Source organism: Streptomyces sp. NBC_00539, from assembly GCF_036346105.1.
In the GTDB taxonomy this organism is placed as follows: domain Bacteria; phylum Actinomycetota; class Actinomycetes; order Streptomycetales; family Streptomycetaceae; genus Streptomyces.
Genome location: NZ_CP107811.1, coordinates 5,180,341 through 5,202,613, shown reverse-complemented (window position 1 = coordinate 5,202,613; position 22,273 = coordinate 5,180,341). Strand labels below are relative to the sequence as shown.

18 protein-coding genes and 1 tRNA gene are annotated in these 22,273 nt (G+C 70.2%); 9 read left to right on the top strand and 10 right to left on the bottom strand.

Annotated features, from left to right (window positions below; translation table 11 throughout):
* Positions 1-278: 278 nt before the first annotated feature.
* The 5 genes from OG861_RS23335 (at position 279) to OG861_RS23315 (ending at position 6,096) form a co-directional block, all read left to right on the top strand.
* A complete protein-coding gene (locus tag OG861_RS23335; RefSeq protein WP_329194384.1) occupies positions 279-1,511 on the top strand; it encodes a branched-chain amino acid ABC transporter substrate-binding protein in 1,233 nt (410 codons plus the stop codon).
* 105 nt (positions 1,512-1,616) lie between these two features.
* Positions 1,617-2,546, top strand: a complete 930-nt coding sequence (locus OG861_RS23330) for a branched-chain amino acid ABC transporter permease (RefSeq protein ID WP_329194386.1) — start codon at positions 1,617-1,619, stop codon at positions 2,544-2,546.
* A complete protein-coding gene (locus OG861_RS23325) occupies positions 2,543-4,366 on the top strand; it encodes a branched-chain amino acid ABC transporter permease (protein ID WP_443056479.1) in 1,824 nt (607 codons plus the stop codon). Before OG861_RS23330 ends, OG861_RS23325 begins: the two co-directional genes overlap by 4 nt.
* A 3-nt stretch (positions 4,367-4,369) precedes the next feature.
* Entirely contained in the window at positions 4,370-5,383 is a 1,014-nt protein-coding gene (locus OG861_RS23320) for an ABC transporter ATP-binding protein (protein ID WP_329194390.1), read from the top strand.
* Positions 5,380-6,096, top strand: coding sequence for an ABC transporter ATP-binding protein (locus OG861_RS23315; protein WP_329194392.1), 717 nt, complete (start codon positions 5,380-5,382; stop codon positions 6,094-6,096). The genes OG861_RS23320 and OG861_RS23315 overlap by 4 nt, the downstream gene beginning before the upstream one ends.
* A 72-nt stretch (positions 6,097-6,168) precedes the next feature.
* Here the strand turns inward: OG861_RS23315 and OG861_RS23310 are convergent, their stop codons facing one another.
* A complete protein-coding gene (locus OG861_RS23310) occupies positions 6,169-6,822 on the bottom strand; it encodes an ANTAR domain-containing response regulator (RefSeq protein WP_329194394.1) in 654 nt (217 codons plus the stop codon).
* Positions 6,823-6,922: 100 nt separating this feature from the next.
* Between OG861_RS23310 and OG861_RS23305 the strand changes: the two genes are divergently transcribed.
* Positions 6,923-6,995, top strand: a tRNA-Leu gene (locus OG861_RS23305).
* A 164-nt stretch (positions 6,996-7,159) separates the two neighbouring features.
* Positions 7,160-7,870 (top strand): helix-turn-helix domain-containing protein, encoded by a 711-nt coding sequence (locus tag OG861_RS23300; protein WP_329194395.1) that lies wholly within the window; start codon positions 7,160-7,162, stop codon positions 7,868-7,870.
* 65 nt (positions 7,871-7,935) lie between these two features.
* Here OG861_RS23300 and pyk read toward each other — a convergent pair whose 3' ends face one another.
* Positions 7,936-9,363: a pyruvate kinase gene (gene pyk, locus OG861_RS23295; protein ID WP_329194396.1), complete on the bottom strand. Its 1,428-nt coding sequence runs from the start codon at positions 9,361-9,363 to the stop codon at positions 7,936-7,938.
* A gap of 145 nt (positions 9,364-9,508) precedes the next feature.
* Entirely contained in the window at positions 9,509-10,213 is a 705-nt protein-coding gene (locus tag OG861_RS23290; RefSeq protein ID WP_329194398.1) for an SIMPL domain-containing protein, read from the bottom strand.
* A gap of 129 nt (positions 10,214-10,342) precedes the next feature.
* Between OG861_RS23290 and OG861_RS23285 the strand changes: the two genes are divergently transcribed.
* Positions 10,343-12,157 carry a bifunctional metallophosphatase/5'-nucleotidase gene (locus OG861_RS23285; RefSeq protein ID WP_329194400.1) on the top strand — a complete coding sequence of 605 codons (1,815 nt, stop codon included), beginning with the start codon at positions 10,343-10,345 and terminating at the stop codon, positions 12,155-12,157.
* Positions 12,158-12,268: 111 nt separating this feature from the next.
* Here OG861_RS23285 and OG861_RS23280 read toward each other — a convergent pair whose 3' ends face one another.
* From OG861_RS23280 to OG861_RS23260, 5 genes are all read right to left on the bottom strand, one after another.
* The gene (locus OG861_RS23280; RefSeq protein WP_330261852.1) at positions 12,269-13,678 is read right to left on the bottom strand and encodes a lysine N(6)-hydroxylase/L-ornithine N(5)-oxygenase family protein; all 1,410 of its coding nucleotides are present in this window, start codon (positions 13,676-13,678) and stop codon (positions 12,269-12,271) included.
* A complete protein-coding gene (locus OG861_RS23275; protein ID WP_330261851.1) occupies positions 13,650-15,089 on the bottom strand; it encodes a pyridoxal phosphate-dependent decarboxylase family protein in 1,440 nt (479 codons plus the stop codon). Before OG861_RS23275 ends, OG861_RS23280 begins: the two co-directional genes overlap by 29 nt.
* 173 nt (positions 15,090-15,262) lie before the next feature.
* On the bottom strand, positions 15,263-17,767 hold the full coding sequence (pepN, locus tag OG861_RS23270) for an aminopeptidase N (RefSeq protein ID WP_443056481.1): 2,505 nt from the start codon (positions 17,765-17,767) through the stop codon (positions 15,263-15,265).
* Positions 17,768-17,808: 41 nt separating this feature from the next.
* A complete protein-coding gene (locus OG861_RS23265) occupies positions 17,809-18,165 on the bottom strand; it encodes a chorismate mutase (protein ID WP_329194408.1) in 357 nt (118 codons plus the stop codon).
* Between the two features lie 249 nt (positions 18,166-18,414).
* On the bottom strand, positions 18,415-19,197 hold the full coding sequence (locus tag OG861_RS23260; RefSeq protein WP_329194409.1) for a serine protease: 783 nt from the start codon (positions 19,195-19,197) through the stop codon (positions 18,415-18,417).
* 153 nt (positions 19,198-19,350) lie between these two features.
* Here OG861_RS23260 and OG861_RS23255 point away from each other — a divergent pair, with 153 nt between their 5' ends.
* On the top strand, positions 19,351-20,241 hold the full coding sequence (locus tag OG861_RS23255; protein ID WP_329194411.1) for a hypothetical protein: 891 nt from the start codon (positions 19,351-19,353) through the stop codon (positions 20,239-20,241).
* Positions 20,242-20,273: 32 nt separating this feature from the next.
* Here OG861_RS23255 and OG861_RS23250 read toward each other — a convergent pair whose 3' ends face one another.
* Positions 20,274-21,128 carry an alpha/beta fold hydrolase gene (locus tag OG861_RS23250; RefSeq protein ID WP_329194413.1) on the bottom strand — a complete coding sequence of 285 codons (855 nt, stop codon included), beginning with the start codon at positions 21,126-21,128 and terminating at the stop codon, positions 20,274-20,276.
* Positions 21,129-21,360: 232 nt separating this feature from the next.
* A complete protein-coding gene (locus OG861_RS23245) occupies positions 21,361-22,272 on the bottom strand; it encodes an SDR family oxidoreductase (RefSeq protein ID WP_329194414.1) in 912 nt (303 codons plus the stop codon).
* Between the last annotated feature and the right edge of the window lies 1 nt (position 22,273).

The following is a 22,273-nucleotide window of genomic DNA, read 5'->3' as shown; positions in this document are numbered from 1 at the left end:
AGGACAGGACTCAAACCGCCCCACGGTCCTGCCGGATCTCACCATGCGGACTGCACGAAACCGGCCGGAATTCCCCCGTTCCACCCGCAGCGGTCCGGTATGTATTACGCCGTGGCATAACAAGAGAGTCACATCATTGGCCTGAGCCCTCCATAACGTCCGAAGTCCCGCTTAGAGTCACCGCCAGTTACCGCGACCACCGGATTCCATTCAGTTCGGTTCCGCGCGTTCGACTCGACGCGTCCCAGGGGGGACGCGGCGCCAGGAAAGGACTGATCGTGCGTCATCGTCAGCTCATCGCCGTGACGGCCGCCCTCGCCGCAGGCGCTCTCACTCTCACCGCCTGTGGCTCGCGCGACGACAAGGCCGGCTCCACCGGTGACGGTGGCGGCACCACGGTCGTCATAGGCGTCGACGCCCCGCTGACCGGCGACCTCTCCGCCCTCGGCCTCGGCATCAAGAACTCCGCCGACCTCGCCGCGAAGCAGGCCAACGAGAAGAAGTACGTCAAGGGCGTCACCTTCAAGATCCAGGCCCTCGACGACCAGGCCCAGGCCTCCTCCGGTCAGCAGAACGCCACCAAGCTCACCGCCGACAAGACCGTCCTCGGCGTCGTCGGCCCGCTCAACTCCTCGGTGTCCGAGTCGATGCAGAAGGTCTTCGACGACGCCAAGCTGGCCCAGATCTCCCCGGCCAACACCAGCCCCTCCCTGACCCAGGGCCCCAAGTGGGCCGAAGGCCAGAAGGTCCGCACCTACAAGAGCTACTTCCGCACCGCGACCACGGACGCCATCCAGGGCCCCTTCGCCGCGCAGTACCTCTTCAACAAGGCGGGCAAGAAGAAGGTCTTCATCATCGATGACAAGAAGACCTACGGCGCCGGCCTCGCCGGAACCTTCAAGGGCGAGTTCACCAAGCTCGGCGGCCAGGTCGCCGGCGAAGGCCACATCGACCCGGAGTCCAAGGACTTCTCCGCGATCGTGACCCAGGTCAAGAGCTCCGGCGCCGACGTCGTCTACTACGGCGGCGAATACCCGGCAGCCGGCCCCCTCAGCAAGCAGATCAAGGCCTCCGGCACCAACATCCCCCTCGTCGGCGGCGACGGCATGAAGGACAAGAAGTACGTCGAGCTCGCCGGCGCCGAAGCCCAGGGCGACCTGTGCACCTCCGTCGGCGCACCCGTCGAGACCCTGCCCTCCGCCAAGGACTTCATCGCCAACTACAAGAAGGCCGGCTACAAGGACGACTACTCGGCCTACGGCGGCTACTCCTACGACTCCGCCTGGGCCGTCATCGAAGCCGTCAAGAAGGTCGTCGACGACAACAACGGCAAGCTCCCCTCGGACGCCCGCGCCAAGGTCCTCGAAGCCGTCCAGAACGTCAACTTCGACGGTGTGACCGGCAAGGTCTCCTTCGACGAGTTCGGTGACGCCACCAACAAGCAGCTGACCGTCTACAAGGTCGACGGCGACGACTTCAAGACCGTCGAATCCGGCACCCTCGGCAGCTGACCCTCCTCCGCTAGCTCGCTAGCAGCTCACCCCTCATCAGCCGCGCGGGGCGCGCACAGCGCCCCGCGCGGTGTCACATCCGTCGAAAGACTCGGAGGACCTGCGGTGCACGAACTGCCGCAACAGCTGGTCAACGGCCTGCTACTGGGATCCATGTACGGGCTCGTCGCCATCGGCTACACGATGGTCTATGGCATCGTCCAGCTCATCAACTTCGCGCATGGCGAGATCTTCATGACCGGAGGCTTCGGAGCCCTCACGGTCTGGCTGATGCTCCCCACCGGCACCACCATGTGGATCGCGCTGCCGCTCATGCTCATAGGCGCGGTCATCGTCGCCACCCTCATAGCCGTGGGAGCCGAACGCTTCGCCTACCGGCCGCTGCGCACAGCGCCCCGCCTCGCCCCGCTCATCACCGCCATCGGCCTCTCCATCGTCCTCCAGCAGGCGGTATGGGCCTGGTACCCCGACGCGAAGTCCTCCGTCGTCTTCCCCCAGATCCCCGGGGGCGCCTTCCACCTCGGCAGCGTCACCATCCAGACCGGTGACGTCTTCCTCCTCATCGCCGCCCCCATCTCCATGGCCTTCCTCGGCTTCTTCGTCAAGAAGACCCGCACCGGCCGCGGCATGCAGGCCACCGCCCAGGACCCGGACACCGCGAAGCTCATGGGCATCAACACCGACCGCATCATCACGGTCGCGTTCGCCCTCGGCGCCGCCTTCGCCGCCGTCGGAGCCGTCGCCTACGGCCTCAAGTACGGCGAAGTCAACTACCGCATGGGCTTCATCCTCGGCCTCAAGGCCTTCACCGCCGCCGTCCTCGGCGGCATCGGGAACATCTACGGCGCCATGATCGGCGGCCTGGTCCTCGGCCTCGCCGAGACCCTCACCACCGCCTACATCGCCGACGTCCCCGGCATGAGCCAGCTCGGCGGCCAGTCCTGGGGCAACACCTGGGCGTTCGTACTCCTCATCCTCGTGCTCCTCCTGCGGCCCCAGGGCCTGCTGGGCGAGCGCGTGGCGGACAGGGCGTGAGAACCATGACGACCATCACCGCGGACACCGCGAAGACCACCGCAGCCGACACCGGCTTCATCGCGATCCCCGAGAAGACGGCCCGCCTCCTCGCCACCGCAGGCGGCGTCCTCACCGTCCTCTCCTGCTTCCTGTCCTGGACCTGGACAGCCGCCTTCCCCGGAGACCTCACCGTCTACGGCTACCCCGGCGGCCTCCAGTGGCTCGTCCTCATCGGCGGCGCCCTCACCACCCTCTTCGGACTCGCCTCCTACGGAGTCAAGGGCCTGCGCTGGCTCGCCCCCGCAGGCGCCGACGCGGCACTCAAACTCGCCGCACTCGCCGCCTTCGCCACCGCCTGGTACACGGTCATCAGCATCACCGTCACCCTCGGCGGCGTCGTCAACCTCGAACCCGGCGGCTACCTCGTCGCCCTCGTCACCCTCCTCGCCCTGACCGGCGCGCTCGCACTCCCCTTCGAGCGCCCCGCCCTGGACGCCCCGGACCCCGACGACACCCCCTGGGAACAGCGCAAGCACCACCTCGGCAACACCTGGACGACCATCAAGGCCGCCCTCGCCACCGACACCCCGCGCCCCGCCCGGACCCTCCCGGCCTGGGCCGAGATCCTGCTGATCGCAGCCGTCCTGGCCGTCACCCTCGGAGTCTTCACCTACGGCATCACCACGCCGTACCAGGAACTCTTCCTCGGCTTCCTCATCACCGCCGGCTTCGGCTTCGCCGCCCTCAACAAGGCCGGCCTGCTCGCCCGCTTCACCGCACTCACCACCAAGCACCGCAACGTCGCACTCGTCGGCGCCTTCGCCGCCGCAGCGGCCTTCCCGCTCACCCAGACCGACGACCAGTACGCGACCCTCGGCGTCAACATCCTCATCTTCGCCACCGTCGCCCTCGGCCTGAACATCGTCGTCGGCCTCACCGGCCTCCTCGACCTCGGTTACGTCGCCTTCCTCGGCGTCGGCGCCTACACCGCCGCCCTGGTCTCCGGCTCCCCCAACTCCCCCTTCGGAGTACACCTCCCCTTCTGGGCCGCCATCCTCCTCGGCGCCGCCGCCTCCATGGTCTTCGGCGTCCTCATCGGCGCCCCGACCCTGCGCCTGCGCGGCGACTACCTCGCCATCGTGACGCTCGGCTTCGGAGAGATCTTCCGGATCTCCATGAACAACCTCGACGGCGTCTCCGGCCCCGACCTCACCAACGGCCCCAACGGCATCGCCGGCGTCCCCAACGTCGACCTCTTCGGATTCGACTTCGGCGCCAACCACACCATCGCCGGATTCACCGTCGGCCGCTTCGCCAACTACTTCCTGCTGATGCTCCTGGTCACCCTCATCGTGATCATGGTCTTCCGCCGCAGCGCGGAATCCCGCATCGGCCGCGCATGGGTCGCCATCCGCGAAGACGAAACCGCCGCCGAAGCCATGGGCATCAACGGCTTCCGCGTCAAACTCGTCGCCTTCGCCCTCGGCGCCACCCTCGCCGGCCTCGCCGGCGCCGTACAGGCCCACGTGAACTACACCGTCACCCCGGACCAGTACGTCTTCGCCAACGCCGTCCCCCCGAACTCGGCATTCCTCCTCGCCGCAGTCGTCCTCGGCGGCATGGGCACCATCTCCGGCCCCCTCGTCGGCGGCGCCCTCCTCTTCATGATCCCCAACAAGCTCCAGTTCCTGGGCGAATACCAGCTCCTCGTCTTCGGCATCGCGCTCGTCATCCTCATGCGCCTGCGCCCCGAAGGCCTCATCCCCAACCGGCGCAACCAGCTCGAACTCCACGCGGACCTCGAAGCGCCCACAGTCCTCGGCAAGACAGGGGTCTGACCCATGACGACGACCACCACGGCAACCGCCGAGACCGTCCTCGACGCCCGCGGCGTCACCATGCGATTCGGCGGCCTCACCGCCGTCAAAAACGTCGACCTCACCGTCCGCAGCGGCGAGATCGTCGGCCTCATCGGCCCCAACGGCGCCGGCAAGACCACCTTCTTCAACTGCCTCACCGGCCTCTACATCCCCACCGAGGGCGAAGTCCGGTACAAGGGCACGGTCCTGCCCCCCAAGTCGTTCAAGGTGACCGCCGCCGGCATCGCCCGCACCTTCCAGAACATCCGTCTCTTCAACAACATGACGGTCCTGGAAAACGTGCTCGTCGGCCGCCACACCCGCACCAAGGAAGGCCTCTGGGCCGCCCTCCTGCGCCTGCCCAGCTTCGGCCGCGCCGAAGAAGCCAGCCGCGAGAAGGCCATGGAACTCCTGGAGTTCATCGGCCTGGCCCACAAGGCCGAACACCTGGCGCGCAACCTGCCCTACGGCGAGCAGCGCAAGCTGGAGATCGCCCGCGCCCTCGCCAGCGACCCCGGCCTCATCCTCCTGGACGAGCCCACCGCCGGCATGAACCCGCAGGAGACCCGGACCACCGAAGAACTCATCTTCGCCATCCGGGACAAGGGCATCGCCGTCCTCGTCATCGAGCACGACATGCGCTTCATCTTCAACCTCTGCGACCGCGTCGCCTGCCTCGTCCAGGGCGAAAAGCTCATCGAAGGCACCGCCACCGAGGTCCAGAGCGACGAACGCGTCGTCGCCGCCTACCTCGGCGAACCCTTCGAAGGCGCCCCCGGCGACGAGGAGATCGCGGAAGTCGAGGCCGCCGAGGCCCCCGTCACCGCCGAGGCCCCCGTCACCGCGGAGACCACCGCGACCACGGAAACCGCCGAGACCACGGAGGCACCCGCAGCCACCGAGGCCACCGACGCTCCCGCGGCCCCCGAAGCCGCCGAGACCCCGGAGGCCACCGAGGCGCACAGCACCACCAGCACGGACGGAGAAGCCAAGTGACCGCACTCCTCGAGGTCGAGGACCTCCGCGTCGCCTACGGCAAGATCGAAGCCGTCAAAGGCATCTCCTTCAGCGTCGACGAGGGCGAGATCGTCACCCTCATCGGCACCAACGGCGCCGGCAAGACCACGACCCTGCGCACCCTCTCCGGCCTGATCAAACCGCGCGGCGGCCAGATCAAGTTCCAGGGCAAGTCACTCAAAAAAGTCCCCGCACACGACATCGTCGCGCTCGGACTCGCCCACTCCCCCGAGGGACGGCACATCTTCCCGCGCATGACCATCGAGGACAACCTCCTCCTCGGCGCCTTCCTGCGCAGCGACAAGGACGGCATCCAAAAGGACGTCCAGCGCGCCTACGACCTCTTCCCCATCCTCGGGGAACGCCGCAAGCAGGCCGCAGGAACCCTCTCGGGCGGCGAACAGCAGATGCTCGCCATGGGCCGCGCCCTCATGTCCCGGCCGAAGCTGCTCATGCTCGACGAGCCGTCCATGGGCCTCTCGCCGCTCATGATGCAGAAGATCATGGCGACGATCGCCGAACTCAAGTCCCAGGGCACGACGATCCTGCTCGTCGAACAGAACGCCCAGGCGGCGCTCTCGCTCGCCGACCAGGGCCACGTCATGGAGATCGGCAAGGTCGTCCTCTCCGGCCCCGGCCGCGAACTCCTCGTCAACGAGGACGTCCGCAAGGCCTACCTCGGCGAGGACTGACCCTTCACCGCACCACGTACGTGAGGCCCGCCACCGGTTCCCGGTGGCGGGCCTCACGCGCGTTCCACGCCCCTACTGGGCGGCGTTCTGCTTCTTCTCCTCGGCGTCCTCGATGACCGCCTCGGCGACCTGCTGCATGGACATACGACGGTCCATGGACGTCTTCTGGATCCACCGGAACGCCGCCGGCTCGCTCAGCCCGTACTGCGTCTGCAGGATGCTCTTCGCCCGGTCCACCAGCTTGCGGGTCTCCAGCCGCAGCGAGAGGTCGGCGACCTCCTTCTCCAACGCCTTGAGCTCGGCGAAACGGGAGACGGCCATCTCGATGGCCGGAACGACGTCGCTCTTGCTGAACGGCTTCACCAGGTACGCCATCGCCCCCGCGTCACGAGCCCGCTCCACCAGGTCGCGCTGCGAGAACGCGGTCAGCATCAGGACCGGCGCGATGGACTCCTCCGCGATCTTCTCGGCCGCGGAGATCCCGTCGAGGACCGGCATCTTCACATCGAGGATCACCAGGTCGGGCCGGTGCTCCCGGGCCAGCTCGACGGCGGCCTGGCCGTCCCCGGCCTCGCCGACGACGGAGTACCCCTCCTCTTCGAGCATCTCTTTCAGGTCGAGACGGATGAGCGCCTCGTCCTCGGCGATGACGACGCGGGTCGTCAGCGGCGGAACGTGCGACTGGTCGGCGTCGGGCGTGGGCGTCGACTCGTGCTCGGCGGTCACGGGGTGCTCCTCGGTGCAAGGCGATTCAGCTCCCCCGAGCCTACCTAGCTCCTGTATGTTTGTGACACGGAGGGTCTTATGTATCCTTCATTTCGAAGGGGCCCCGGTAGCCCAGCGGTAGAGGCAATGGATTCAAAACCCATTCAGCGTCGGTTCGAATCCGACCCGGGGTACTTCTCCTTCGATTCCAAGGTCGCAGTGCATGTTTGGCGATCTTCACTCGTCACGGTGAACGAAACTTCGAATTGCGGCCACCCAGCCGAATAGCGACGAGTCTCCCCTTGTGGAGCACAATCCTTCGATACGAGAAGAAGCCGTCCTCTTGTTGCGCCGAGGCGTGACCAACCGAGTGGTTGCCGAGCAGCTCGGCGTGCCCCGGGGCACCGTGGGGTGGTGGCGGCACCAGGATCGCAGACGTCGCGGGGAGACCTTCGTCCAGCCGACCGACTGCCCGAGGTGCACCGGGCGGGCACTCGACCAGCGGGCGTACTCCTACCTGCTGGGCCTGTACCTCGGAGACGGGCACATCGTCTCCAAGTACAAGCAGCACCACCTGTCCGTGTACTGCGATGCCGCAAGGCCGGGGCTGATCGAGGCCGCCAAGCAGGCCATGCACCGCGTCATGCCCCAGCCTGGAGTGGGCCTCGTCCGCCGACAGGGCTGCGTAGAGGTCAAGTCGTACTCGCAGCACTGGCCGTGCCTGTTCCCCCAGCACGGGCCCGGGAAGAAGCACGAGCGGCGGATCGCGCTCGAAGCGTGGCAGCAGGGGATCGTCGACGCCCACCCCTGGGAGTTCCTGCGGGGGCTGATCCACTCCGACGGGTGCCGGGTCACCAACTGGACCGTGCGGAACGGCAAGCGCTACGAGTACCCCCGGTACTTCTTCACCAACAAGTCCGATGACATCCGTCGGCTCTGCACGGACACCCTGACCAAGGTCGGCGTCGAGTGGACGGTCCTCGCCCGGGGCAGCGACCCGTTCAACGTGTCCATCGCGCGCAAGGCGTCCGTGGCGCTCATGGACACCCACATCGGGCCGAAGCACTAGTGGCGTACCGGGGCCGCGGGTGGGCGGCCGCGTCGGGCGGGGCGGGCCCGACGCGGTGGGTGGGGTCAGCGGACGGCGTCGCCGATGTGGTGGACGCGGACGAGGTTGGTGGAGCCGGTGACGCCGGGGGGTGAGCCGGCGGTGATGACGACGATGTCGCCGGGTACGCAGCGTCCGATCCGCAGGAGTTCTTCTTCGACCTGGTCGACCATGGCGTCGGTGGAGTCGACGTGGGGTCCGAGGAAGGTTTCGACGCCCCAGGTGAGGTTGAGCTGGGAGCGGGTGGCGGGGTCGGGGGTGAAGGCGAGGAGGGGGATGGGTGAGCGGTAGCGGGAGAGGCGGCGGACGGTGTCGCCGCTCTGGGTGAAGGCGACGAGGAATTTGGCGCCGAGGAAGTCGCCCATTTCGGCGGCGGCGCGGGCGACGGCGCCGCCTTGGGTGCGGGGTTTGTTGCGTTCGGTGAGCGGGGGGAGGCCTTTGGCGAGGATGTCTTCTTCGGCGGCTTCGACGATGCGGGCCATGGTGCGTACGGTTTCGACGGGGTGTTTGCCGACGCTGGTTTCGCCGGAGAGCATGACGGCGTCGGTTCCGTCGATGATGGCGTTGGCGACGTCGGAGGCTTCGGCGCGGGTGGGCCGGGAGTTTTCGATCATCGAGTCGAGCATTTGGGTGGCGACGATGACCGGTTTGGCGTTGCGCTTGGCGAGTTTGACGGCGCGCTTTTGCACGATCGGGACTTGTTCGAGTGGCATTTCGACGCCGAGGTCGCCGCGGGCGACCATGATCCCGTCGAAGGCGGCGACGATGTCGTCGATGTTCTCCACCGCCTGCGGCTTTTCGATCTTGGCGATGACGGGGAGCCGGCGGCCTTCTTCGTCCATGATGCGGTGGACGTCTTCGATGTCGCGGCCGCTGCGGACGAAGGAGAGGGCGATGATGTCGGCGCCTGCGCGCAGGGCCCAGCGGAGGTCGTCGATGTCCTTGCCGGAGAGGGCGGGGACGGAGACGGCGACGCCGGGGAGGTTGAGTCCCTTGTGGTCGGAGACCATGCCGCCTTCGATGACCGTGGTGTGGACGCGGGGTCCTTCGACGTCGGTGACCTGGAGGGTGACGCGGCCGTCGTCGACGAGGATGCGTTCGCCGGGGGTGACGTCTGCGGCGAGGCCTTTGTAGGTGGTGCCGCAGGTGTGGCGGTCGCCTTGGTGGTCTTCGACGGTGATGGTGAATTCGTCACCGCGTTCAAGGAGTACGGGTCCTTCGTGGAAGCGGCCGAGTCGGATCTTCGGGCCTTGAAGGTCGGCGAGGATGCCGACGCTGCGGCCGGTCTCGTCGGAGGCCTTGCGTACGCGCTGGTAGCGCTCCTCGTGTTCGGCGTAGGTGCCGTGGCTGAGGTTGAGGCGGGCGATGTCCATTCCGGCTTCGACCAGGGCTTTGATCTGGTCGTATGAGTCGGTGGCGGGTCCCAGGGTGCAAACGATTTTTGCTCGGCGCATGAGGCGAGCGTATGCCCCTACCAGGGAGTAGGAAATTGGTTCCGGGTGTCCACTCAACAACCGTTGGGCAAAAGGTTGTTGACATTTGTTGAATGTGCGTGGGGGTGCTCTGATGAGCACCCCCGGAGCACCCGCGGAGTGGGTTTCAGAGCTGGGGCGGGGTCATGGTGAAGCGGGCGTTCACCTGGGCGTAGACGGTCTGGCGTTGGGGTTCGAGGTCGAGTGGGGGTGCGCCGGCGTCTTCGGCGGGGGCGCCGTAGGCCATGGTGCGCATGCCGGCTCCGGCGGGGTGGCCGTAGGGGGTGGCGTCTTCGGCGCCGAGGTCGGCGAGTTCGACGAGGGCGGCGAGTCGTGCGCCGAGGGCTTCGGCGTATTCGCGGGCGCGCTGGACGGCTTCGAGGACGGCTTGGCGGCGGGCTTGGCCGTGGGCGGGTGAGGTGGGGCGCAGGGCCCACCAGGGGCCGTCGATGCGGGTGAGGTCGAGGTCGGCGAGGCGGGTGGTGAGTTCGCCGAGGGTGGTGAAGTCGCTCAGTTCGGCGGTGATGTTGACGCGGCCGTGGTAGGCGCGGATGCGGTCGGCGCGGCCGTGGCGGGTGAGTTCGGGGGTGATGGAGAAGGAGCCGGTTTCGAGTTTTTCGACGGGGTCGCCGTAGCTCTTGATGAGGTCGAGTACGGCGTTGTTGCGGCGGGTGAGGTCTTCGAGTGCGGTGCGGCGGTCGGTGCCGCGGGCGCCGACGGTGATGGCGATGCGGGCGATTTCGGGGTCGACTTCGAGTCGGGCTTCGCCGCGGACCGCGACGCGCGGGACTTCTGGGGTGCCGTAGGGCTGGGGCGTGGCGTCCTGGGTCATGGTTTCACTCTCGCACTGTCGCCCGTACGGGTGTGGTCATCGGATCGAAACCTGGTGGGGGTGTTGTGCCTTGTTACCCGTGGGTCAGAATCTACGCGCGTTGTATACGCCTCAGACAGGGGAGTTGGCATGGCGTTCGACCGCAGGACATTTCTGGGTACTTCGGCTGCGACGGGTGCGGCCGTGGCGTTGGCGGGGGCCGCGGGCACTCCGGCCGCGGCCGCGGCGGGCGGGGAGCAGCCGGGTCACGAGCAGGAGCCGCGTACGTATGCGTTCACGGTGATGGGGACGACCGATCTGCACGGGAACGTCTTCAACTGGGATTACTTCACGGACAAGGAGTTCGACGACAAGGCGCACAACGACGTCGGTCTCGCGAAGATCTCCACGCTGGTGGAGCGGGTGCGGGCGCAGAAGGGGCGCTGCAACACCTTGCTGATCGATGCCGGTGACACGATCCAGGGCACGCAGCTGGCGTACTACTACGCGAAGGTGGATCCGATCACGGCGCGCCGGGGTCCGGTGCATCCGATGGCACAGGCGATGAACGCGATCGGGTACGACGCGGCGGCGTTGGGCAACCACGAGTTCAATTACGGCATTCCGGTGCTGCGCAAGTTCCAGGAGCAGTGCCGTTTCCCGCTGTTGGGGGCGAATGCGCTGGATGCGAAGACGTTGCAGCCGGCGTTCCCGCCGTACAGCATGCACCGGTTGCGGACTCCGCACGGGCGGGATGTGAAGGTGGCGGTGCTGGGGCTGACGAATCCGGGTATCGCGATCTGGGACAAGGCGAACGTGCAGGGGAAAATGACGTTCCCGGGGCTGGAGGAGCAGGCGGCGAAGTTCGTGCCGCGGCTGCGTTCGATGGGCGCCGATGTGGTGGTCGTGGCGGCGCACTCGGGGTCGAGCGGTACGTCGAGCTACGGGGACCAGTTGCCGTACGTCGAGAACGCGGCCGGGCTGGTGGCGGAGCAGGTGCCGGGGATCGACGCGATCCTGGTGGGTCACGCGCACACGGAGATCCCCGAGTACCGGGTGAAGAACAAGGCGACCGGCAAGGACGTGGTGCTGTCCGAGCCGTTGAAGTGGGGGCAGCGGCTGACGCTGTTCGACTTCGAGCTGGTGTGGGAGCGGGGCCGCTGGTCGGTGGCGAGGGTCGCGGCGCAGGTGCTGGACTCGAACACGGCGGTGGAGGATCCGAAGATCACGCGGTTGTTGTCGGACGAGCACCGCAAGGTCGTCGGGTACGTGAACCAGGTGATCGGTACGTCGTTGGGGGCGATGTCTTCGGCGGAGGGTCCGGTGAAGGACGTGGCGATCATCGATCTGATCAACCATGTGCAGGCGGAGACGGTGAGGGCGGCGCTGGCGGGTACGCAGTGGGCGGCGCTGCCGGTGCTGTCGCAGGCTTCGTGTTTCTCGCGGACGGCGTCGATCCCGGCCGGCCAGGTGACGATCAAGGATGCGGCGGGGCTGTACCCGTTCGAGAACACCCTGGAGGCGCGGCTGCTGACGGGTGCGCAGGTGAAGGACTACCTGGAGTACTCGGCGCGGTACTACGTGCGTACCGCTCCGGGTGATGTGGTGGATCCGGCGAAGTTGACGAACTCCGAGAGCGTTCCGGACTACAACTATGACGCGGTGTACGGGCTGACGTACGACATCGACATCGCGCAGCCGGTGGGGTCGCGGATCACGGGGTTGTCCTTCCAGGGGAAGCCGGTGGATCCGGCGGCGCGGTTCGTGTTGGCGGTGAACAACTACCGGGCCTCGGGCGGGGGGAACTTCCCGCACGTCCCTAAGGCCGGGCAGTTGTGGTCGAACTCGGAGGAGATACGCAACACGATCATCCAGTGGGTGAAGGCGAAGGGGACGATCGATCCCGCGCAGTTCGCGTCGGTGGACTGGCGGCTGACGCGGGCCGGGGTGCCGGTCTTCGCGTAGTCGTCTGCGTCGGGCCGTTCTTCGGCCCGGCCGTTCTTCTTCCGGCCGGTGGTGGGGTGGCCGGTCGTGGCGTGGCCGGTCGCGGGGTGGCCGGTCTCGTCCCGGTCGCTGTCAGGGGTGCTCGACCAGTGGGAGCAGTTCGCTCGCGGGGTGGGGGCGGGCGTGTTCCCGCTGGTCGAGGCCGAAGGTGGTGAATGCGGTGCGGGCGGGCTGCGGGTAGGCCTCTTTGCCGGTGAGGGTGTTCAGGATGGCGGCGCTGCGCCAGGCCGCGAGGCCGAGGTCGGGGGCTCCGACGCCGTGGGTGTGGCGTTCGCCGTTCTGGACGTAGATGCTGCCGGTGATGCTGGGGTCGAGGAGCATCCGGTAGCGGTCGTCGATGCGGGGTCGGCCGCAGGAGTCCTTGCGCAGGTACGGGTCGAGGCCGGCGAGGAGGCTGGTGAGGGGGCGTTCGCGGTAGCCGGTGGCGAGGATGACGGCGTCGGTGGTGATGCGGGAGCGGGTGCCCTGCTGGGTGTGTTCGAGGTGGAGTTCGACTTTGGTGGTGGCGACGCGGCCGGCGGTGCGGACGCTGACTCCGGGGGTGAGGACGGCGTCGGGCCAGCCGCCGTGGAGGGTGCGGCGGTAGAGCTCTTCGTGGATGGCGGCGATGGTGTCGGCGTCGATGCCCTTGTGGAGTTGCCATTGGGCGGGGACGAGCTGGTCGCGGACGGGTTCGGGCAGGGCGTGGAAGTAGCGGGTGTAGTCGGGGGTGAAGTGTTCCAGGCCGAGCTTGGAGTACTCCATGGGGGCGAAGGAGGGGGTGCGGGCGAGCCAGGTGAGGCGTTCGCGGCCGGCGGGGCGGGCGCGGAGCAGGTCGAGGAAGACTTCGGCTCCGGACTGGCCCGATCCGATGACGGTGACGTGTTCGGCGCCGAGGATGCGTTCGCGGTTGTCGAGGTAGTCGCAGGAGTGGATGACGGGGACGGTGGGGGCTTCGGCGAGGGGGCGCAGGGGTTCGGGGATGTGGGGGGCGGTGCCGATGCCGAGGGCGAGGTTGCGGGTGTAGGTGCGGCCGAGGGCTTCGGCTTCGCCGTCGGCGTCGAGTTGGGTGAAGTCGACTTCGAAGAGGTCGCGTTCGGGGTTCCAGCGGACGGCGTCGACCTGGTGGCCGAAGTGGAGTCCGGGGAGGCGGCCGGCTACCCAGCGGCAGTAGGCGTCGTATTCGGCGCGTTGGATGTGGAACTGCTCGGCGAAGTAGAAGGGGAACATGCGTTCCTTGTGCCGGAGGTAGTTGAGGAAGCTCCAGGGGCTGGTGGGGTCGGCGAGGGTGACGAGGTCGGCGAGGAAGGGGACTTGGAGGGTGGCCCCGTCGATGAGGAGTCCGGGGTGCCAGCGGAAGTCGCGGCGCTGGTCGTAGAAGGCGGTGGCGAGTTCGCCGGTTCCTTGCCGGGGCAGGCCGTGGGCGAGGGCGGCGAGGGAGAGGTTGAAGGGGCCGATGCCGATTCCTACGAGGTCATGGGGTGCTTCGGGCTGCGCGGTCATCGGTGGGTGCTGCCTTCCGGGAGGGGGTCGGGGCCAGGAGGGTGAGGAGGGCTTGCAGGTCCCGCTGCGTGGTGTGGGGGTTGAGGAGGGTGGCTTTGAGCCAGAGGCGGCCGTCGGCGGTGGCGCGGCCGAGTACGGCGCTGCCGTCGAGGAGGAGGGTGCGGCGTAGCGCCGCGAGCTGGTCGTCGTCCGTGGGGGTGGGGCGGAAGAGGACCGTGCTGATGGTGGGGTGCGCGTGGAGTTCGAAGCCGGGGTGGGCGTCGAGGAGTTCGGCGAGCCGGTGGGCTGCGGCGCAGGTGAGGTCGATGAGGTGGGCGAGTCCGTCGCGGCCGAGTGAGCGCAGGGTGGTGGCGATCTTGAGGGCGTCGGGGCGGCGGGTGGTGCGCAGGGAGCGGCCGAGGAGGTCGGGGAGGCCGGCTTCGGTGTCGTCGGTGGCGTTGAGGTAGTCGGCCTGGTGGGCGAGGGGGGCCAGCAGGGCGGTGTCGGGGACGGCGAGGAGTCCTGCGGCGACGGGTTGCCAGCCGAGTTTGTGCAGGTCGAGGGTGAGGGAGTGGGCGCGGGAGAGGCCTTCGACCTTGGCGCGGTGGCGGGGGCTGAGGGCGAGGAGGCCCCCGTAGGCGGCGTCGATGTGGAGGTCGGCGCCGTGCTGGTGGCAGAGGTCGGCGAGGGGGCCGAGGGGGTCGATGAGGCCGGCGTCGGTGGTGCCCGCGGTGGCGGCGACGAGGACGGGGCCGGGGGTGCGGGTGAGGGCTTCGGCGACGCGGTCGGGGTCGAGTGTCCCGGTGGGGGTGGGCAGGGAGACGGCGGGGGGCAGGCCGAGGAGCCATGCGGAGCGGGGGATGGAGTGGTGGGCGTTGGTGCCGTGGAGGACGGTGAGGCGGGGTCCGTGGCGTTCGCGGGCCAGGAGGAGGGCGAGCTGGTTGGCTTCGGTGCCGCCGGTGGTGACGAGGGCGTCGGCGTGGGGGGTGCCGTAGAACTCGGTGGCGAGGGTGCGGGTGAGGAGCGCTTCGACGGCGGAGGCGGCGGGGGCCTGGTCCCAGGAGTCGAGGGAGGGGTTGAGGGCGCTCGCGGCGAGGTCGGCGGCTGCGGCGACGGCGAGCGGCGGGCAGTGCAGGTGGGCGGCGCACAGGGGGTCGGCGGGGTCGGCTGCGCCGGCGGTGAGGGCGTGGACGAGGGTGCGCAGGGCTTCGTGGTCGCCGGTGCCGTGGGCGGGCAGTACGTCGCCGAGTGCGGCGTGGACGCGGGCGGTGACGGTGGCGGGTCCGCCGGCGGGCAGGGGTCCGCCGCGTTCTTCGGCTCCGGTGCGCAGGGCGTCGAGGACGGTGTCGAGCAGGGGCCGCAGGGCGTCGGCGCCGCCGGGGCCGCCGGCGAGCGGGGGCGGGGGCGGCGGGGTGCCGGGCGGGCTGGTCATCGGGGCGTCCTTCGAACCGTGGCTGGGCGGGGACAGCCTGGTCCCCGCCCAGCACAACGATCAGACCCGAATGGGGTAACCGCCGGGGTTTGTCGGATTGCCCCGCACGGGTGGGGGGTACGGCCGGGTGTTCGACCGGCGGCCCTGTCGTGCGGGGCGGTGGCGGTGGTGGGTCAGCCCGCGGTGCGTACGCGCAGGGCGCGGGCGAGGTCGTCGAGCTGGTCGACGAGCTTGCGCCGCAGCAGCGGGATGAGTTCGGGGTCTTCGAGGCAGGCGCGCCCGGCCCGCAGGTTGTCCTCGTCGACGGCGTGGGCGGGGAAGGCCCAGCGGCCGGCGGCGTCGCCGATGGCGGGTCCGCGGCGGGCGGCGACGGCGACCGCCTCCGGGTAGTAGCGCGGGACGTAGTCGCGGACGAGGTCGGCCTGTTCGGGCTGCCAGAAGCCCTGGGCGGTCGCGCTGAACAGGTAGTTGGACAGGGTGTCGTCGTGGAAGAGCCGGTTCCAGGCGGCTTCCTTGGCTTGGGCGTCCGGCAGTGCGGCGCGGCAGCGGGCGGCGCCTTCCTCCCCGGTGGCGGTGGGGTCGGTGGCGAGGGCGGCGGCGATGTCGTCCTCCCCGATGGCGCCGAGTACGGCGAGCCGGGCCAGGATGCGCCAGCGCAGTTCGGGGTCGAGTTCGGGTCCGCCGGGTACGGTGCCGTCGGCCAGCCAGCCGGCGAGGGTGTCGGGCTGGGTGGCGCTGTCGATGTGGACGCGTACGGCGGCCAGGCGCAGGCCGGGGTCGGATCCGTCCTCGGTGCGGCGCAGCAGGGCGCGGGCGGTGTCGGTGAGGGTGGCGAGGGCGGCGGTGCGCCGCTCGGGGGCGACGTAGCGGGCGGCGATGTGGGTGCGGGCGAAGGCGAGTACGCCCTGGACGACGGCCAGGTCCTGCTCTTCGGGCAGGTGTGCGCGGGCGGTCTCCAGGTATGCCTCCGGTTCGAGTTCGCCGTCGCGGACCATGTCGCGCAGGGAGTTCCACACGACGGCGCGGGTGAGCGGGTCGGGGAGGGCGGACAGGCCGCGCAGGGCGGTTTCGACGGAGGCGGCGTCGAGGCGGATCTTGGCGTAGCCGAGGTCGCCGTCGTTGAGGAGGAGCAGGGCGGGGCGCGGGCCGCTGACGGAGAGGACCTCGTCGGTGGGTACGTCGATGTGGAGGCGTTCGCGCAGTTCGAGTGCGCGGCTGCCCGGTACGCGGTCGTAGAGGCCGACGCCGATGTGGTGGGGGCGGCTGCCGTGGTGGTCGACGGTGAGGGTCCAGCCGGAGGTGTTCTCCTCGATGCGGGGGGTGAGGGTGTCGACGCCGGTGGTGCGCAGCCACACCTCGGCCCAGGCGTGGACGTCGCGTTCGGTGTGGGCGGCGAGGGAATCGACGAAGTCGGCGAGGGAGGCGTTGGCGAACTTGTGGCGGGTGAAGTGGGTGTTGATGCCGGCGAGGAAGTCCTTCTCGCCGAGCCAGGCGACGAGCTGGCGCAGTGCGGAGGCGCCCTTGGCGTAGGAGATGCCGTCGAAGTTGAGGAGGGCCGAGGCGGTGTCGGGGACGGCGTCGGGGGCGACGGGGTGGGTGGAGGGCCGCTGGTCGGCGTCGTAGCCCCAGGGTTTGCGTTCCATGCCGAACTCGGTCCAGGTGCCGGTGAAGCGGGTGGCTTCGACGAGGGTCTGGTAACCCATGTACTCGGCGAAGGACTCGTTCAGCCAGATGTCGTCCCACCAGCGCAGGGTGACGAGGTCGCCGAACCACATGTGGGCCATTTCGTGGGCGATGACCATGGCGCGGCGCTGGCGTTCGGTGTCGGTGACGGCGGAGCGGAAGACGAATTCGTCGCGGAAGGTGACGAGGCCGGGGTTCTCCATGGCGCCCGCGTTGAATTCGGGGACGAAGGCCTGGTCGTAGGAGTCGAAGGGGTACGGTTCGGCGAACTTCTCGTGGTAGCGGTCGAAGCAGTCCTTGGTGACGGAGAGGATCTCCTCGGCGTCCGCGTCGAGGTAGGGGGCCAGGGAGCGCCGGCAGTGGAGGGCGAAGGGCAGTCCGGCGTGGTCGGTGCGGACGCTGTGCCAGGGGCCGGCGGCGACGGCGGCGAGGTAGGTGGAGATGACGGGGGTGGGGGCGGAGGTCCAGATGCCGGCGCCGTCGCTGTCGCGGTCGCCGGTGCGGGTGGTGATGCCGTTGGCGAGGACGTACCAGTGGGAGGGGGCGGTGACGGTGAACTCGAAGACCGCTTTGAGGTCGGGCTGGTCGAAGGCGGCGAAGACGCGCTGGACGTCGTCCATGAACATCTGGGTGTAGACGTACGTCTCCCCGTCCTCGGGGTCGGTGAAGCGGTGCAGTCCCTCGCCGGTGCGGGAGTAGCGCATGCGGGCTTCGACGCGCAGTTCGTGGGGGCCTTCGGCGAGGCCGGTCAGCGGGAGGCGGCTGCCGTCGAGGGCGGCGGGGTCGAGCGGGTGTCCGTCGAGTTCGACGGAGCGCAGTTCGTCCGGTTTCAGTTCCAGGAACGTGTCGCCGGGGGTGCGGGCGCTGAACCTGATGACGGTCGCGGAGTCGAAGGTCTCGTCGCCGGTGGTGAGGTCGAGGGTGACGGCGTAGTGGTGGACGTCGAGGAGCTGGGCTCGGAGCTGCGCTTCGTCGCGCGTCAATGCGGAGGACATGGGGCCCATGCTGCCGGATGCGGCGGCCGGGCCCCAGGGGTCTACTCTTCGCCCGCAGCGATCGTCTCGTGGTGGCGGATGACCTCGGCGATGATGAAGTTCAGCAGTTTCTCCGCGAACGCCGGGTCGAGTTTCGCGTTCTCGGCGAGCTGGCGCAGGCGGGCGATCTGGCGGGCCTCGCGGCCGGGGTCCGCGGGGGGCAGCTGGTGGCGGGCCTTGAGGTGGCCTACCTGCTGGGTGCACTTGAAGCGCTCGGCGAGCATGTGGACCACGGCCGCGTCGATGTTGTCGATGCTGTCCCTGAGGCGGGCCAGTTCGGCGGTGACGTCCTCGCCGGTCGTCTCGCCGCTCGCCTCACCGGCGCTGACGTCGGGCTCGTCGGGGTAGCTGGTGTTCATGGTCCCCGAGAATACGTGGCGTGAAGGGCTGCCGACCTGGTCGGCCGGACAGTGAGACGACCTGGCCGGCGCGGGCCCGGGGGCGTGGTGACGGTGGGGATGCGGGCGGTGACGGACGGGCGCCCCGCGCGGACGGGGGGGCGGTGCGCCGGCCTGGCGGTGCCCCGCGCGGGGTGGCGGGCGGTGCGCCGGCCCGGCGGTGCCCCGGCCTGGCGGCCCTGGCGGGCCGGGAGGCCGGGGCGGGGGTGGTCACAGGTTGGCGGCCGCGGCCCTGATGTCGGCGGCGAAGGTGGAGACCTCCGAGTAGACGCCGGGGTAGCCGGGCCGGGCGCAGCCCTCGCCCCAGCTGACTATGCCGACCTGGATCCAGGCGTTGGTGTTGTCGCGGCGGAACATCGGGCCGCCGGAGTCGCCCTGGCAGGTGTCGACGCCGCCCTGGTCGTAGCCGGCGCAGATCTCGTCGCCGGGTACGAGGTCGCTGCCGTAGGCGCTCTGGCAGGCGGCGTCGGAGACGAAGGGGACGGTGGCCTTGAGCAGGTACCGCTGTTGGCTGCCGCCTTCGCGGGCGGCGCCCCAGCCGGCGATGGTGAAGGTGCCGTTGTCGTAGGCCTTCGTGTCGGCGATCTTGAGGGTGGGCAGGTTGATGGGCTTGGCGAGCTTGATGAGCGCCCAGTCCTTGCCGGAGCCGTTGTAGCCGGGGGCCTGGAGGACCTTGGTGGACTTGACCTTGATGGCGCTTGAGCTGTTGAGGTCGACGACCCCGGCGGTGGCGGTGATGGAGGTGTTGTTGCCCGAGCCGTTGACGCAGTGGGCCGCGGTGAGGACGATCTGCTGGCTGTAGAGGGCGCCGCCGCAGCCCATGGAGAGGCGGACCATGAACGGGAACTCGCCTTGTGCGGCCCGCGTTCCACCGACGACGGGGGTCGGCGAGGCGGTGGCGGAGCCCGGCTGGAGGCTGACGGCCGCGAGGGCGACGGCGCCGACGGCCAGGGCGCGCCTCAGGAGGGTGGCAAGGGTGGACACAGTCGACACACTGCCTTTCGTGGGGGGTTGGGCCGTACGCGTCACGGGTGATGACGCGTTCATGACACTCCGCCATGACACAACGGCGCCGCCCGGGCAACAAGAACGCGTTTTCGGACAACTTCCGCGGGACGCCACCGTGACTGCGGCGAGGAGGGCGCCATGACGCAGAACGGCAGGCACAACGGCCCCGTCGCGCACGGATTTCCGCATCTGGAAACGGTGCGCAAGGCGATCACCGCGCTGTTCCGGCGGCTCTCCTACGAGGGGATCCTGGCGTACGGGGCGAGCCTCGCCCCCGCCGAGGCCGCCTTCGGCGACGACGAGGACCTGTACCTCGGCGCGCACCGCGTGGCCTCCGCCGTGGTGCGCGCGCTACGGCTGCCCGACGCCCGGATGGTCGTCAGCTTCCGCACGATGGCGGAGGCGGCCTCCGTGGAGCTGACGGCCGGGCCCGAGTACTTCGTCGAGGTGAACCAGCGCTTTCGCACCCATCGCCGCGACCTGGCCGCCGCCCTCGCGCACGAGGCCGCCCACGTCCTGCTGCACCGCCTGGACCTGGCCTTCCCCACCACCGCCGAGAACGAGATCCTCACCGACACCGCGGCCGCCTACCTCGGGGCGGGCTGGCTGCTGCTCGACGCCTACCGCGAGGACGCCCTCACCCACCAGAAGCTCGGCTACCTCACCCCCGAGGAGTTCGGGTACGTCCTCGCCAAACGCGGCCGCCTGCTCGGCGAGGACCTGTCCGCCTGGTACACCAGCCCGCAGGCCTACGAGGCCCACGTGCGCGGCCGCGCGCTCGCCGACCGGGACCACCGCCTGCCCCCGCTGGCGGCCGCGCCCTGGGCGGAGCGCCGCCGCTACGCCCACGGCCGCCGGACCGGGACGGCCGCGCCGGGAGCCCCGTACCGCTTCGAGGGGCGGGGCAGCGCCCTGCGGGTCAGTTTCCCCTGCCCGGTCTGCGCCCAGCGGCTGCGGCTGCCGGCCGGGCGCGGCCGCCTCACCGCACGGTGCGGCCTGTGCCGTACGGAACTCGATGCCGACACCTGAACGGCCCGGGGCGGCCGCCTCGGGCCGGGCCGTCAGTGGAGGAAGAAGTCGGTGGCCAGGCGCTGGAAGTCTTCGGCGGCCTCGCCCTGGACCAGGTGGCCGCAGCGGGGGAAGACGTGGAGCCGGGCGTCGGGGATCGCCTTGAGCGCCACGAACGCCCCGTCGACGGGGGTGACCCGGTCCTCCCGTCCCCAGGTCAGCAGCACCGGGCAGCTGATGCGGTGGGCCTCGCGCCACAGCAGCGAACCCTGCGGCCACTTGGCGAACGAGGCTGCCATCCGGGCGCTGCCCAGCCGGGCCCGCGGGTCGACGGCCTCGGCGTGGCGCTCCTCGACGAGTGCGTCGGTGACGCGGGACGGATCGTGCACGAGGGCGGTGAGGAAGGCCCGCATCTGCTCGCGGGTCGGCTCGGGCGAGCCGGCGAACTCGATGAGCCGCCGCAGGCCTTCGGTCGGCTCGGCGGAGAAGAGGTTCAGGGAGAGCCCGGCGGGGGCGTTCAGCAGCAGTCCCCCCACCCGGTCGGGGTGGTCGAGGGCGATCCGGGCGGCGACGCCGCCGCCGAGCGAGGTCCCGAGGAAGTGGGCCCGGGGTATGCGCAGTCCGTCCATGAGGGCGACGACGGCGTGGGCGCTGTACGAGAAGTAGTCGCGGTCGGGCTCCGGCAGGTCGGAGCGGCCGTAGCCGGGCTGGTCGATGAGCAGGGTACGGAACCGGCGGGCGAAGTGGGGCAGGTTGTCGGCGAAGTTGCCCCAGCCGCAGGCGCCCGGGCCACCGCCGTGCAGCATGACGAGTACGGGGGCGTCGGCGGGGCCGGCCTCGTGGTAGTGGAGGGTGAGCGGACCGGCCGCGGCGGTGCGGGAGGTGTTCTCGTACGTGTGAATCGGCATGATCACAGGATCGCCGACGGGAAGTCGGGGCCAGGATGGTTCAGCGCGTGGGCGTAGCGGGTAGTCATATCGCGACGCACGCGCGAAGCCTCCGGACCCGACCCCTCGCCAGGGGGCCGGGCCCGGGGCGCGTCCGCCGCCCCGGCCCCTGCGACGGGCCCCGGGAGCCGCCGCGCCCCCTCCCCCGGCCGCTTCCGCACGGCGGGCCCCGGGCAGCCGCCGCGGGCGACGCCTACTCCCCCGCCCCGTACACCGCCCCCGGGGGCTGCGCGCGCGCCAGGAGCTTCGCCGCCGCCTCGCCCGCCTCCGCCGGGGTCCAGCGCGCGGCGCGTTCGGCCGTCGGCCCGGGCCGCCAGCCCTCCATCACGGTGATCCGGCCCCCCTCCGCCTCGAAGACGCGCCCCGTCACCCCCTCCGAGGCCCCCGAGCCCAGCCACACCACCAGCGGCGACACGTTCTCGGGGGCCATCGCGTCGAAGCCGCCCGCGCCCGGCGCCGCCATGGCCTCGGCGAAGGTCCGTTCCGTCATCCGGGTCCGCGCGGCCGGCGCGACGGCGTTGACCTGGACCCCGTAGCGGCCCATCTCCGCCGCCGCGACCAGCGTCAGCGCCAGGATCCCCGCCTTGGCGGCGCTGTAGTTCCCCTGCCCGACCGAGCCCAGCAGTCCCGCCCCGGACGAGGTGTTGACCACCCGCGCCGCGACCGGCCGCCCCGCCTTCGCCTCGGCCCGCCAGTACGCCGCCGCGTGCTTGAGCGGCAGGAAGTGGCCTTTCAGGTGGACCCGGACCACCGCGTCCCAGTCGTCCTCCTCCAGGTTCACCAGCATCCGGTCGCGCAGGAACCCGGCGTTGTTGACCAGCGTGTCCAGGCGCCCGAACGCCCCGAGTGCGCACTCGACCAGGGACGCCGCGCCCTCGCCGGTGGCGATGTCCCCGCCGTGCGCGATCGCCCGTCCTCCCCCCGCCTCGATCTCGGCCACCACCCGGGCGGCCGGGCTGTCGGGGCCGGGCAGCCCGTCCAGTCCCACCCCGAGGTCGTTGACCACGACCCGCGCCCCTTCCTGCGCGAAGGCCAGCGCGTGGGCGCGGCCCAGCCCCCGGCCCGCGCCCGTCACGATGACCACGCGTCCCTCGGCAAGCCCCATC

Excerpts from the sequence above, each read along its gene's own strand:
- OG861_RS23250 (WP_329194413.1), bottom strand. The coding sequence starts at position 21,128 with ATGCCGATTCACACGTACGAGAACACCTCCCGCACCGCCGCGGCCGGT.
- OG861_RS23245 (WP_329194414.1), bottom strand. The coding sequence starts at position 22,272 with ATGGGGCTTGCCGAGGGACGCGTGGTCATCGTGACGGGCGCGGGCCGG.
- OG861_RS23275 (WP_330261851.1), bottom strand. The coding sequence starts at position 15,089 with ATGACCAGCCCGCCCGGCACCCCGCCGCCCCCGCCCCCGCTCGCCGGC.
- pyk (WP_329194396.1), bottom strand. The coding sequence starts at position 9,363 with ATGCGCCGAGCAAAAATCGTTTGCACCCTGGGACCCGCCACCGACTCA.
- OG861_RS23255 (WP_329194411.1), top strand. The coding sequence starts at position 19,351 with ATGACGCAGAACGGCAGGCACAACGGCCCCGTCGCGCACGGATTTCCG.
- OG861_RS23320 (WP_329194390.1), top strand. The coding sequence starts at position 4,370 with ATGACGACGACCACCACGGCAACCGCCGAGACCGTCCTCGACGCCCGC.
- OG861_RS23290 (WP_329194398.1), bottom strand. The coding sequence starts at position 10,213 with ATGACCCAGGACGCCACGCCCCAGCCCTACGGCACCCCAGAAGTCCCG.
- OG861_RS23285 (WP_329194400.1), top strand. The coding sequence starts at position 10,343 with ATGGCGTTCGACCGCAGGACATTTCTGGGTACTTCGGCTGCGACGGGT.
- OG861_RS23265 (WP_329194408.1), bottom strand. The coding sequence starts at position 18,165 with ATGAACACCAGCTACCCCGACGAGCCCGACGTCAGCGCCGGTGAGGCG.
- OG861_RS23280 (WP_330261852.1), bottom strand. The coding sequence starts at position 13,678 with ATGACCGCGCAGCCCGAAGCACCCCATGACCTCGTAGGAATCGGCATC.
- pepN (WP_443056481.1), bottom strand. The coding sequence starts at position 17,767 with ATGTCCTCCGCATTGACGCGCGACGAAGCGCAGCTCCGAGCCCAGCTC.